The sequence below is a fragment of the Streptomyces cinnamoneus genome (assembly GCF_002939475.1).
Lineage (GTDB): Bacteria > Actinomycetota > Actinomycetes > Streptomycetales > Streptomycetaceae > Streptomyces > Streptomyces cinnamoneus_A.
Map to the genome: position 1 here is coordinate 5,549,831 of NZ_PKFQ01000001.1, position 11,587 is coordinate 5,561,417.

Here is an 11,587-nt window from a genome sequence, read left to right on the forward strand (position 1 = left end):
TGCTCAGGGGCCGTTCGGGCCCTGAAACGGCCCCGAACGGCTACGGGCGACCGCCCGGCCGCCCCGCCTCCGGCCACGGCGGCACGGGACCGCCGCGGTTCACCTGCTGTGCGGGCCCCGGCGCTGGGGCAGCGTCACGATCCCCGCCTCGGGCGCGCCACCCGGCGGCAGCCCCGCGATCTGACACAGCAGGTCGCACCACGCCGACAGGTGCGCCGCCGTGTCGGGCACCGCGCCCTGGCCGGCCGACCCGGTCGGGAGCACCGGCGACCACGAGGCCCGGATCTCGATGCGCGTCGACGGCTCCCGCTCCCGCAGCCCCCCGAAGTAGTGGGAGCTCGCCCGCGTCACCGTGCCGCTCGGGGCGGCGTAGGGCACCCGCCGGGCCTCCAGCGCCCCCGTCAGCCAGGTCCAGCACACCTCGGGCAGCAGCGGGTCCGCCGCCATCTCCGGCTCCAGCTCCGCGTGCACCAGCGTCACCAGCCGGAACGTGCCGCCCCACGCCTCGTGCCCGGCCGGATCGTGCAGCAGGATCAGCCGCCCGTCCGCCAGCTCCTCGTCGTCCACGACGACCGCGGCCTCCAGCGCGTACGAGTACGGCGCGAGCCGCTGCGGGGGCGGCGTGGCGTCCAGCTCGATCTCGGGCCGCAGGCGTACTCCTTGCAGCCCCGCGACCGCCTGCCGGAAGACGGACGGGGTGTCCTCCCCACCCGCGTCGTCCGGACCGTCCGAGAGGTGTCCCTGCGCCGCAGCCATGCCCGGAAGACTAGGCGGAACGAGCGCCGGTTCCGGGTAGGGACACCACGCGGGCGGGTCACTCGTTCGGCCCGTGCGAAGATTTGGGCATGAGTGAGCGCAGCCACCAGCAGACCGGCCGCACCGCGGCACACGACTCGGCGTTCCTGCGGGCGTGCCGGCGCGAGCCCGTGCCGCACACCCCGGTGTGGTTCATGCGGCAGGCGGGCCGCTCGCTCCCCGAGTACCGCAAGGTCCGCGAGGGCGTCCCCATGCTGGAGTCCTGCATGCGGCCCGACCTGGTCACCGAGATCACGCTCCAGCCCGTGCGCCGGCACGGCGTCGACGCCGCGATCTTCTTCAGCGACATCGTGGTGCCGCTCAAGGCCATCGGCGTGGACCTCGACATCAAGCCCGGCGTCGGGCCGGTCGTCGCCGAGCCGGTCCGCACCCGCGCCGACCTGGAGCGCCTGCGCCCGCTCGACCCCTCCGACGTGCCCTACGTCACCGAGGCCGTCGGCATGCTCACCGCCGAGCTGGGCGCCACCCCGCTGATCGGCTTCGCCGGCGCCCCGTTCACGCTGGCCAGCTACCTCATCGAGGGCGGCCCGTCGCGGACGTACGAGAACACCAAGGCCATGATGTACGGCGACCCGCAGCTGTGGGCCGACCTCGTCGACCGGCTCGCGGACATCACCGCCGCGTTCCTGCGCGTCCAGATCGAGGCCGGCGCGAGCGCCGTCCAGCTCTTCGACTCCTGGGCCGGCGCGCTCGCCCCCGCGGACTACCGCCGCTACGTCATGCCCGCCTCCACCAAGGTCTTCCAGGCCGTCGCCGGCTACGGCGTGCCGCGCATCCACTTCGGCGTGGGCACCGGTGAGCTGCTCGGCCTCATGGGAGAGGCCGGGGCGGACGTCGTCGGCGTCGACTGGCGCGTCCCGCTGGACGAGGCGGCCCGGCGCGTGGGCCCGGGCAAGGCGCTGCAGGGGAATCTGGACCCGGCGGTCCTCTTCGCCCCGCGCGAGGCCGTCGAGGCGAAGGCCCGCGAGGTCCTCGACGCGGCGCGCGGCCTGGAGGGCCACGTCTTCAACCTGGGTCACGGCGTGATGCCGAGCATGGACCCGGACGCGCTGACCCGCCTCGTCGCGTACGTGCACGAGCAGACGGCGCGCTAAAGGAGCCTCCGGCGGGTCTCTCCCCGCGCCGGACCCCGGTCCTCGAAAACGCCGGGCGGGCTGGATTTCCCAGCCCGCCCGGCGGTTGAGAACCGGGGCACCCTCACCCCGTCGCCACGCTCGCGGACGCCTTCCGCGCCGCGACCAGCACCGGGTCCCACACCGGGGAGAACGGCGGCGCGTACCCCAGGTCCAGGGCCGTCATCTGATCCACCGTCATCCGGGCGGTCAGCGCGACCGCCGCCACGTCCACGCGCTTCGCCGCCCCCTCACGCCCCACGATCTGGACGCCCAGCAGCCGCCCCGTCCGTCGCTCGGCGAGCATCTTCACCGTCATCGGGCTCGCCTGCGGGTAGTAGCCGGCCCGGCTCGTCGACTCGACCGTGGCGGTCACGAACCGCAGGCCCATCGCCGTGGCCTGCTCCTCGAGCAGGCCCGTGCGGGCGATCTCCAGGTCGCAGACCTTGCTGACGGCCGTTCCGACGACGCCGGGGAACGTCGCGTAGCCGCCCCCGACGTTCGTGCCGATGACCTGGCCGTGCTTGTTCGCGTGCGTGCCCAGGGCGATGTGCCGGGTCCGGCCGGAGACCAGGTCGAGGACCTCCACGCAGTCGCCCCCCGCCCAGACGTTCCCCTGGCCGCGCACCCGCATCGCCAGGTCCGTCAGCAGACCGCCCGACTCGCCCAGCGGCAGCCCCGCGGCCCGCGCCAGCGTGGTCTCCGGACGGACGCCGAGGCCGAGCACCACGACGTCGGCAGGGTGCTCGCCGTCCTCCGTGGCGACCGCGGCGACGCGGCCGTCCCCGCCGGTGACGACGCCGGTCACGGCCGTGCCCGTCACCACCTCGACGCCCATGCCGCACATCGCCTCGCGGACCAGCGCCCCCATGTCCGGGTCGAGCGTGGCCATCGGCTGTGCCGCGCGTTCGACGACCGTCACCGCGAAGCCACGGCGCACGAGGGCCTCGGCCATCTCCACGCCGATGTAGCCGGCGCCGATGACCACGGCGCGGCGGCCCGTCGTCCGCTCCAGCCCGTCGAGGAGCGCCTTGCCGTCGTCCAGGGTCTGCACCCCGTACACGCCCGGCGCGTCGACGCCCTCCAGCGGCGGCCGCACCGGCCGGGCCCCCGTCGCCAGCACCAGGTCGTCGAACCCGTGCCAGGTCTCCCGCCCGGAGGTCAGGTCCCGGGCGCGCACCCGCTGTCCGGGCAGGTCGAGTTCGGTCACCTCGGTGAGCATCCGCAGGTCGACGCCGCGCTCGCGGTGCTCCTCCGGCGTCCGGGCGACCAGCGCGCCGGGCCCGTCGACGACGCCGCCGGTCCAGTACGGGATGCCGCAGGCCGAGTACGAGGCGAAGCGGCCCCGCTCGAACGCGACGACCTCCAGCTGTTCCCGGTCCTTGAGCCTGCGCGCGCGGGAGGCCGCGGACATGCCCGCCGCGTCACCCCCGACGACCACCAGCCGCCGCTGTGCCATCGCGTCCCCTTCGTCTCGTCGTCCCCGTCGTCGCGGCCCACGTTACGAGCCGGCGGGAAAGGCGAGGAACACCGTTTCGGCGTGGTCCGCGTCTCCCCGCAGCCGCACGTCGAAGCGGTACGAACGGTGGCCGCCCGGCTCGGGCACGGCCAGCAGCGTGGCGCGCCGCTCCGGGGGCAGCCCGGCGAGCAGCGGGTCGCCGTCGGGCAGGCGGAAGTAGACGCGGGTGAACAGGTGGCGGGGCAGACCGCGCGCGAAGAGGCACAGGGCGAGATAGGGCGCCCCGCCCGGCGACAGGGTGCGCAGCGCGTAGTGGCCGTCCCCGGCGGTGGGCACGCGGGCGAAACCGGTGAAGCGGGCACCGTCGCGGCGCAGGCTGCCCGGCGACCCGGCGGCCGAACCGTCCGGCGCCGCCTGCCAGAACTCCAGCAGCGCGTCCGGCACCGGCGCGCCCTCGCCGTCGTGGACGTAGCCGTGGACGGTGACCGCCTCGGGGTGGCCCGCCGGGGCGACGTCGGCGCCGCCGGCGAAGGGCAGGGCGGTGCCGTAGAAGGGGCCGATGGTCTGCGCGGGGGTCGGCGGCAGGGACATCACCGGCCCTCCTCGGCCCAGGTGGCGTCCGGGCCGTCCAGGACGATGTCCCAGCGGTAGCCCAGGGACTCGTCCGGCTCGTTCAGACCGGGGTCGTAGGCGGCGATGAGCCGGCGGCGGGCGGTGGTGTCCGCGATCGCGTTCCACACCGCGTCGTACGGCAGGAGCGGGTCGTCGGGGAAGTACATCTGGGTGACCAGACGCTGCGTGAAGGCCGTGCCGAAGAGGGAGAAGTGCAGGTGGGAGGGGCGCCAGGCGTTGCGGTGATGGGCCCAGGGGTAGGCGCCGGGCCGGATGGTGGTGAAGCGGTAGTGGCCCTCGTCGTCGGTCAGGCACCGGCCGGTGCCGGTGAAGTTGGGGTCGAGCGGGGCCCGGTGCCGGTCGAGCCGGTGGACGTAGCGGCCGGCGGCGTTGGCCTGCCACAGCTCCACGAGCTGGCCGCGCACGGGCCGGCCCCACCCGTCCAGGACCCGTCCGCTGACCGTGATGCGCTCGCCGAGCGGCTCCCCGGTGTGCTGCCGCGTCAGATCGCAGTCCAGCGGGCCGACGTCGGCCGGCCCGAAGACGGGGCCGCTCAGCTCGACGGCCCCGGGAGCGAGGCGGAGCGGTACCGGCGGTCGCCGCGGCCGGCGTTCGACGGGGCCGAGGTAGGGCGGGGCGGCGCCGCCCGCGGCCGAGGGGGCCTGCCGCCCGCGTGCCCGTTCTGGTTCGCGTTCCCGTATCGGTTCAGGCGCTGCCATGGCCATGGCCTACCCGGCGCGGACGGCGGTGATCCGCGCCGGGCAGGCGGTTCTCGGCCACTTCCCGGCCCGGCCCGCCGGACCGCCCGTACGGCCTTTGGTACGGCCTTCGGTACGCCTGCGGGCTCAGCGCTCCAGGATCAGCGCCTGACCCTGGCCGACGCCGACGCACAGCGTCGCCAGGCCCGTCCCCGAGCCCGCCGCCGCGAGCTGGTGGGCGAGCGAGCCGGCCAGCCGGGCGCCTGAGCAACCCAGCGGATGGCCGATGGCGATGGCCCCGCCGCGCTGGTTGACGAGGGCGGGGTCGAGTTCGGGCCACTCGGCCAGACACCCCAGCGCCTGCGCGGCGAACGCCTCGTTGAGCTCCACGTGGGTGAGGTCGCCGAAGCCCCGGCCGGCCTTCGCCAGGACCCGCCGCACCGCCTCGACCGGGCCGAGGCCGTACAGGTCCGGCTCGATGCCGGTGACGGCCGAGGCCCGTACGCGCGCCAGCGGCTCGCGCCCCGTGGCCCGCAGCCCCTCCTCGTCGCACAGCAGCAGCGCGGCCGCGCCGTCGTTCAGGGGCGAGGAGTTCCCGGCCGTCACCGTGCCCCCGGACCGCCGGAACGCGGGCTTCAGCGCGGCGAGCGCCTCCGCCGAGGTGGTGTCGCGAACGCACTCGTCCCGGGGCAGCTCCACCCCCGGCAGCGGCACGACCTCGGCCTCGAACGCCCCGTCCTTCCACGCCCGGGCCGCCTTCTCGTGGCTGGCGAGCGCGAAGGCGTCCTGCGCCTCGCGGCCGATGCCGTGCTTGTCGGCGACGAGCTCGGCGCCCTCGCCGAGGGAGACGGTCCAGCGCTCCGGCATGGCCGGATTGGTCATCCGCCAGCCCAGCGTCGTCGAGTACAGCTGCTGGTGACCGACGGGGAACGCCCGCTCCGCCTTCGGCAGCACCCAGGGCGCACGGCTCATCGACTCCACGCCGCCCGCCACGACCACCGACGCGTCCCCGACGGCGACGGCGCGGTACGCCTGGACGACCGCCTCCATGCCGGAGGCGCACAGCCGGTTGACGGTGGCGCCGGGCACGGCCACGGGAAGGCCGGCGAGCAGCACGGCCATGCGGGCCACGTCGCGGTTCTCCTCGCCGGCGCCGTTGGCGTTGCCCAGCACGACGTCGTCGACGCGCGCCGGGTCCAGCTCCGGTGTGCGCCCGACCAGGGACCGGACGACGTGCGCCGCGAGGTCGTCGGGGCGCACGCCCGCGAGGGCGCCGCCGTACTTCCCGACCGGGGTGCGGACGGCGTCGACGATGTACACATCCCGGATGCGGTCGTTCATGGGGGCTCCGTAAACGTTCGTGGCGAGTGGGACGGTCGTTGTGCGCGCGAGTCTCGGCCCGGCCACGATCACTGTCAATGGGGTGCCGGACCGGGGCCGGTGGCCGTTTGAGACAGTGGGGCCATGAGCGCAGCGCACACCCCCTCCCGGCACGTGGTGGTCATCGGCGGCGGAATCTCGGGCCTCGCGGCGGCCCACCGGCTGCTCGCGGGCGGCGTGCGCGTGACCCTCCTGGAGGCGTCCGGGCGTCTCGGCGGCAAGCTGCTCGCCGGGCGGATCGCCGACGTGCCCGTCGACCTGGGCGCCGAGTCGATGCTGGCCCGCCGGCCGGAGGCCGTCGAGCTGGCCCGCGCGGTGGGACTCGGCGACCGGCTCCAGCCGCCCGCCACCGCCACGGCGGGGATCTGGTCGCGCGGCGGGCTGCGCCCGATGCCCAAGGGACACATGATGGGCGTGCCCGGCGACCTCGCCCCGCTGGCGGCCTCCGGGGTCCTCTCCGACGAGGGCGTCGCCCGGGTCGCCCGGGACGCCGAGCTGCCGCGCACCGAGGTCGGCGACGACGTCGCGATCGGCGAGTACGTGGCCGGCCGGATGGGCCGCGAGGTGGTCGACCGCCTGGTGGAGCCCCTCCTCGGCGGCGTGTACGCAGGCGATCCCTACCGGATCTCCCTGCGGGCGGCCGTCCCGCAGCTGTTCGAGATCGCCCGCACGCACCGCTCGCTGATCGAGGGCGTACGCGAGTTCCAGGAGCGCGCCGCCGGACGGCAGACGGCCGCCGGCCCCGTCTTCATGGGCGTCGACGGCGGGATCGGCACCCTGCCGGGCGCGGTCGCGGACGCGGTGCGCGCGGCCGGCGGGGAGATCCTCACGAACGCCCCCGTCGCCGGCCTCGAACGCGGCCCGGAGGGCTGGCGGGTCGTCCTGGACGGGCGGACGCTGACGGCCGACGCCGTCGTCCTCGCCACCCCCGCCTCCCCCACGGCCCGGCTGCTCGCCCCGCACGCCCGGGCGGCCGCCGACGACCTGGCCTCGGTCGAGTACGCCTCCATGGCCCTGGTCACGCTGGCCTTCCGGCGCCGCGACGTGGCGGGGCTGCCGGCGGGCAGCGGCTTCCTGGTCCCGCCGGTCGACGGCCGGAAGATCAAGGCGTCTACTTTCGCCAGCCAGAAGTGGGGCTGGATCGCGGACGCCGGCCCGGACGTCTTCGTGCTGCGTACCTCGATCGGGCGGTTCGGCGACGAGGAGGACCTCGGGCGCGAGGACGCCGAACTGGTGGCGCTGTCGCTCGCGGACCTGGGCGAGGCCGTGGGCCTCGCCGCGTCGCCCGTCGAGAGCGTCGTCACCCGCTGGGACGGCGGCCTGCCGCAGTACCCGGTCGGCCACCTGGCCCGCGTCGCCCGCGTCCGCGAGCACGTCGCGCGCCTGCCCGGCCTGCGTGTCTGCGGCGCCGCGTACGACGGCGTGGGCATCCCGGCGTGCGTCTCCAGCGGGCGCCGGGCCGCCGACGAGGTACTGGAGACCCTGACGCGGGACACCGCGGGCGACGAGTGAGAATAGGGACATGACTGACGCGACCGTGAAGACCCCGAACGCCGGCAAGAAGGCCAAGGACCTCAACGAGGTCATCCGCTACACCCTCTGGTCGGTGTTCAAGCTGCGCGACGTGCTGCCGCAGGACCGCGCCGGCTGGGCCGACGAGGTCGAGGAGCTCTTCGCCCAGCTCGCCGAGAAGGACGTCACGGTGCGCGGCACGTACGACCTGTCGGGTCTGCGGGCCGACGCCGACGTGATGATCTGGTGGCACTCCGAGACCTCGGACGCCCTCCAGGACGCCTACAACCTCTTCCGCCGCACCCGGCTGGGCCGGGCGCTGGAGCCGGTGTGGTCGAACATGGCCCTGCACCGCCCGGCCGAGTTCAACAAGTCGCACATCCCCGCGTTCCTCGCCGACGAGACGCCGCGCGACTACGTCAGCGTCTACCCCTTCGTCCGCTCGTACGACTGGTACCTGCTGCCCGACGAGGACCGCCGCCGCATGCTCGCCGACCACGGCAAGATGGCCCGCGGCTACCCGGACGTCCGCGCCAACACGGTCGCGTCGTTCTCGCTGGGCGACTACGAGTGGATCCTGGCCTTCGAGGCCAACGACCTCTACCGCATCGTGGACCTCATGCGTCACCTGCGCGCTTCCGAGGCCCGGATGCACGTCCGCGAAGAGGTGCCGTTCTACACGGGCCGCCGCAAGGCCGTGGCGGACCTGGTGGCGGGACTGGCCTGAAGGGGCGGTGGTCGGACCTGATCCGAACGGCGCCGGGCCCGCCCCTCCTGGGGGCGGGCCCGGGCCCGTTCGGGGACCTCAGGTCGTCGCCCTCGGCTCCGGTCGCGGTGCGCAGTACACGCGACGCGCCGGGACCTCGCCCGTCAGCAGGTACGTCTCCAGGTAGCGGTTGACGCAGGTGTTGGGCCCGCCGCCGATGCCGTGGGTGCCCGCGCCCCGCTCCGTGACCAGCGCCGAGCCCGCCAGGCGGCGCTGGAGCTCCAGCGCCCCCTTGTACGGCGTCGCCGCGTCGCGCTCGGCGGCCAGCAGGAGCGTGGGCGGCAGACCGGAGCGCCGGTTCACGCGGACGTCGAGCGGCCGCTGGTGGGGCCCCTGCCAGAACGCGCACGGCAGGTTCATGAAGGCGTTGTTCCACGTCTCGAACGGGGCACGGTCGGCGAGCCGGTCGTTGTCCCGGTTCCACAGCCGCCAGGAGCGCGGCCAGGAGGTGTCGTTGCACTCCACGGTGGTGTAGACGGCGTTCTCGTTCTCGGCGGCCCGCGCGCTGTCCGCCCCGCCGTCCCCCGCGAGAGCGACCAGCGGCTTGTCGTCGCCGCGCAGGTACGCCGAGAGGGCCTGGGCGTCCCGGGCCCAGTAGCTGTCGGAGTAGCCGGCCTTCAGCAGGAGGGCCTGGAGCTGGGCGGGGCCGACCGAGCCGCCCGCCGCCCGCCGGGACAGCCGCCGGACGGCCTTGTCGTAGGAGTCCAGCACGTCGGCCGGGGAGCGCCCGAGGTGGTAGACGGCGTGGTGCTTGGCCACCCAGCGGCGCCAGTCGGCCCAGCGCCGTTCGAAGGCGGCGGACTGGTCGAGGTTGTTGCCGTACCAGATCTTGCGCGGGTCCGGGTTGACGACGCTGTCGAAGACCATGCGGCGCACGTGCCGGGGGAAGAGCGTGGCGTAGAGCGCGCCGAAGTAGGTGCCGTAGGAGGCTCCCACGTAGGTGAGCCTGCGCTGGCCGAGCGCGGCGCGCAGGACGTCGAGGTCGCGGGCGTTGTTGAGGCTGGTGAAGTGCCGCAGGCCGTGGCCGCCCCGGCGGGCGCAGCCGCGCGCGTAGGCCCGTGCCTTGGTGAGCTGCTGCTCCTTGTACGCGCGGGAGGGGTGTTCCGGCGACTTGCTGGGGCCCTTGGCGAAGCCGGGGCTGACGCAGGACAGCGGTGCGGAGCGGCCGACGCCGCGGGGGGCGTAGCCGACCAGGTCGTAGGCGTCGGCGATGTTGCGCCAGGCGGGGAGCCGGGCGAGCAGGGGGTAGAACATGCCGTTGCCGCCCGGCCCGCCGGGGTTGAAGACGATGGCTCCCTGGCGCGCGGCGCCGCCGCCGAGGGCCCGGGAGCGACTGACAGTCAGGCGGATCTGCTTGCCGTCGGGGTGCGCGTAGTCCAGCGGTACGGCGACGGTGCCGCACTGCACGGGGGCGGCGAGGCCCTCGACGGCGGGGCAGGCGCCGAAGTCGATGCCGCGGTCGGCGGCCCGGCGGGCGGCGAGGGCGACGCCGCGCGTCTCGGCCTGCCCGTCGTAGGCCTGTGCCGGGGTGGCGGGGAGGCCGGTGAGCCCGGTGAGGATCAGGGATCCGAGGGTTCCGTACAAGGCTGCTGTTCTCACTAGCCTTATCCCTTCATATGTAATACGGCAAAAGGGATAATTAGGTCAGGGGTTGGTGAAGTAAAGGACTGACCGGCGATGTCGAGCGTTTCGGGCACTAATGGGCTCGACCCGGCGCCCCCGCCCCCCGTTCGCCCCCGCGCTGCCGCCGAACCGCGCGGACACGGTTGGCTCCCCCGCTTCTGCGGCAGGATGGCGGGTGGGGGTGATGGGCGTGTGCGAGCGGCCGGAAGCGAAGAGGAGCGCGATCGGAAGGCCCTACGACCCCGAACGGCTCTTCCTGCCCCCCGACGACGACCTCGCCCCGAACCGCCCGGGGGAGACGTTGCGTGCGAGGCTCGACGCGTCGCGGACGGGGCGCGCCGGGCTCGTCCTGGCCCGGCTGCTGGGGCGCAGGCCCGTGGAGGACTCCTGGCGCAGGCGGCTGGCCGCCGAGCAAGTCGTCGGCGCGGAGCTGGAGGAGCTGACGGCCGGTGGCTGGGAGGTGGTGCACTCGATCGTGCTGCCCGGCGGCCCCGCCAGCGCCGTGATCTCCCACCTGCTCATCGGCCCCGGAGGTGTCTTCTGCGTCGCCTCCGAGCCGACCCGCAGGGCTCATGCGGAGGTCGGGGACTCCGCCGTCCGCGTCGTCGGCGAACGGCATCCCCGCCCCTGCGTCCGCCGGGCCCGGCACAGCGCGGCTCGGGCGTCGCTGGCGCTCTCCCGGGGGTGCGGCTTCCTGGTGCGCGTCCTGCCGGTCCTGGTGCTGGTGGGGCCCCCGAGCTGGGAGGTGGCGGCTTCGCTGGAGGACGTCCGCGTCCTCGGGGAGCGGGAGGTGGCCGGACTCGGCGCCCTGGGCGGCGCGCTCCACCCGCACCGGGTCGACCGGATCCACACGGTGGCGCGCAACCGCCGCGTCTGGCTGGGGGCGTGAGGGGGCCAGGGGGTGTCCGATGGGTCAGCACAGGCCCTGCGGCGCCCGGCACGGCACCTCGCTGCGTTGTCACATCAGCCGAGGACGCCCGGTCCGAGGCAAATGCTCCGCCTTGCGATCCACCGCACCGGACACCGCAGGACCCGCACCGACCCATCGGACACCCCCTAGCGGGGCCGGGGAAGGCCGTCGGACAGCAGCTGCCGCAGCAGCGCCGCGTCCGCCTCGTCCAGGCCGTCGGCGAAGCGGGTCAGCACCACTTCCCGGTCGGTGCGGCCGTCGAGGATCTTGTGCATGCGGCGGGCGGCGAGCCCGGCCTCGTCGGTCAGGGGCGCGTAGGCGTAGGCGCGGCCGCGCGGGGTGCGGGTGAGCACCTCCTTGCCGTGCAGCCGGGAGAGGATCGTGACCACCGTGCTGTACGTCAGCTCGCCCGGCAGGGTGGCCTGCACCTCACGGGGTGTCAGCGGGATGCCCGCCCGCTGCAGCGCCGCGAGGACCTCGCCTTCGAGCGCTCCGCTCGGGCGGCGCCGGCCCTGGCGCACGACGACGGGTGTGGCCGCGTCCATCTTCTTGAGTGTTCCTTCTGCCGAGCTACCGCTGATCTCCGGGTTCTCCCTCTACAGGAGTGTAAAGGACGCGGACGTCAGCTCAGAACCTGACGGATCTGAAGATTTCGGTTGTGGCAGACTCGCGGGATATCGAGTGCGAGAAGCGGCGACA

11 protein-coding genes are annotated in these 11,587 nt (G+C 74.7%); 4 read left to right on the forward strand and 7 right to left on the reverse strand.

The genetic code is table 11. The features are described 5' to 3' along the window. Positions 1 to 99: 99 nt before the first annotated feature. Positions 100 to 756, reverse strand: a complete 657-nt coding sequence (locus CYQ11_RS24630) for a DUF3000 domain-containing protein (protein ID WP_099202513.1) — start codon at positions 754 to 756, stop codon at positions 100 to 102. A gap of 89 nt (positions 757 to 845) precedes the next feature. Here CYQ11_RS24630 and hemE point away from each other — a divergent pair, with 89 nt between their 5' ends. Next, positions 846 to 1,910, forward strand: a complete 1,065-nt coding sequence (gene hemE, locus CYQ11_RS24635) for a uroporphyrinogen decarboxylase (protein WP_099202514.1) — start codon at positions 846 to 848, stop codon at positions 1,908 to 1,910. A 103-nt stretch (positions 1,911 to 2,013) separates the two neighbouring features. Here the strand turns inward: hemE and CYQ11_RS24640 are convergent, their stop codons facing one another. From CYQ11_RS24640 to CYQ11_RS24655, 4 genes are all read right to left on the reverse strand, one after another. After that, complete coding sequence (locus tag CYQ11_RS24640) at positions 2,014 to 3,387, reverse strand: FAD-dependent oxidoreductase (protein WP_099202515.1); 1,374 nt, start codon at positions 3,385 to 3,387, stop codon at positions 2,014 to 2,016. Positions 3,388 to 3,429: 42 nt separating this feature from the next. Beyond that, the gene (gene pcaG, locus CYQ11_RS24645) at positions 3,430 to 3,978 is read right to left on the reverse strand and encodes a protocatechuate 3,4-dioxygenase subunit alpha (RefSeq protein WP_099202516.1); all 549 of its coding nucleotides are present in this window, start codon (positions 3,976 to 3,978) and stop codon (positions 3,430 to 3,432) included. Next, entirely contained in the window at positions 3,978 to 4,718 is a 741-nt protein-coding gene (pcaH, locus tag CYQ11_RS24650) for a protocatechuate 3,4-dioxygenase subunit beta (RefSeq protein WP_099202868.1), read from the reverse strand. The genes pcaG and pcaH overlap by 1 nt, the downstream gene beginning before the upstream one ends. A 126-nt stretch (positions 4,719 to 4,844) precedes the next feature. After that, positions 4,845 to 6,038 carry a thiolase family protein gene (locus CYQ11_RS24655; protein WP_099202517.1) on the reverse strand — a complete coding sequence of 398 codons (1,194 nt, stop codon included), beginning with the start codon at positions 6,036 to 6,038 and terminating at the stop codon, positions 4,845 to 4,847. 123 nt (positions 6,039 to 6,161) lie between these two features. On the opposite strand from CYQ11_RS24655, the gene hemG reads away from it, so the two are divergent. After that, positions 6,162 to 7,589 (forward strand): protoporphyrinogen oxidase, encoded by a 1,428-nt coding sequence (gene hemG / locus CYQ11_RS24660; RefSeq protein WP_099202518.1) that lies wholly within the window; start codon positions 6,162 to 6,164, stop codon positions 7,587 to 7,589. Between the two features lie 10 nt (positions 7,590 to 7,599). Continuing rightward, the gene (gene hemQ / locus CYQ11_RS24665) at positions 7,600 to 8,316 is read left to right on the forward strand and encodes a hydrogen peroxide-dependent heme synthase (protein ID WP_099202519.1); all 717 of its coding nucleotides are present in this window, start codon (positions 7,600 to 7,602) and stop codon (positions 8,314 to 8,316) included. 78 nt (positions 8,317 to 8,394) lie between these two features. Here hemQ and CYQ11_RS24670 read toward each other — a convergent pair whose 3' ends face one another. Then, complete coding sequence (locus tag CYQ11_RS24670; RefSeq protein ID WP_099202520.1) at positions 8,395 to 9,954, reverse strand: alpha/beta hydrolase; 1,560 nt, start codon at positions 9,952 to 9,954, stop codon at positions 8,395 to 8,397. Between the two features lie 214 nt (positions 9,955 to 10,168). On the opposite strand from CYQ11_RS24670, the gene CYQ11_RS24675 reads away from it, so the two are divergent. Next, positions 10,169 to 10,867 carry a nuclease-related domain-containing protein gene (locus tag CYQ11_RS24675; protein WP_205041826.1) on the forward strand — a complete coding sequence of 233 codons (699 nt, stop codon included), beginning with the start codon at positions 10,169 to 10,171 and terminating at the stop codon, positions 10,865 to 10,867. A gap of 167 nt (positions 10,868 to 11,034) precedes the next feature. Here CYQ11_RS24675 and CYQ11_RS24680 read toward each other — a convergent pair whose 3' ends face one another. Continuing rightward, positions 11,035 to 11,433: a BlaI/MecI/CopY family transcriptional regulator gene (locus tag CYQ11_RS24680; protein WP_099202522.1), complete on the reverse strand. Its 399-nt coding sequence runs from the start codon at positions 11,431 to 11,433 to the stop codon at positions 11,035 to 11,037. Positions 11,434 to 11,587: the final 154 nt, after the last annotated feature.

Bases quoted from the DNA above. Each gene is read 5' to 3' on its own strand.
- CYQ11_RS24630 (WP_099202513.1), bottom strand. From the start codon at position 756: ATGGCTGCGGCGCAGGGACACCTCTCGGACGGTCCGGACGACGCGGGT.
- hemE (WP_099202514.1), top strand. From the start codon at position 846: ATGAGTGAGCGCAGCCACCAGCAGACCGGCCGCACCGCGGCACACGAC.
- CYQ11_RS24640 (WP_099202515.1), bottom strand. From the start codon at position 3,387: ATGGCACAGCGGCGGCTGGTGGTCGTCGGGGGTGACGCGGCGGGCATG.
- pcaG (WP_099202516.1), bottom strand. From the start codon at position 3,978: ATGTCCCTGCCGCCGACCCCCGCGCAGACCATCGGCCCCTTCTACGGC.
- pcaH (WP_099202868.1), bottom strand. From the start codon at position 4,718: ATGGCAGCGCCTGAACCGATACGGGAACGCGAACCAGAACGGGCACGC.
- CYQ11_RS24655 (WP_099202517.1), bottom strand. From the start codon at position 6,038: ATGAACGACCGCATCCGGGATGTGTACATCGTCGACGCCGTCCGCACC.
- hemG (WP_099202518.1), top strand. From the start codon at position 6,162: ATGAGCGCAGCGCACACCCCCTCCCGGCACGTGGTGGTCATCGGCGGC.
- hemQ (WP_099202519.1), top strand. From the start codon at position 7,600: ATGACTGACGCGACCGTGAAGACCCCGAACGCCGGCAAGAAGGCCAAG.
- CYQ11_RS24680 (WP_099202522.1), bottom strand. From the start codon at position 11,433: ATGGACGCGGCCACACCCGTCGTCGTGCGCCAGGGCCGGCGCCGCCCG.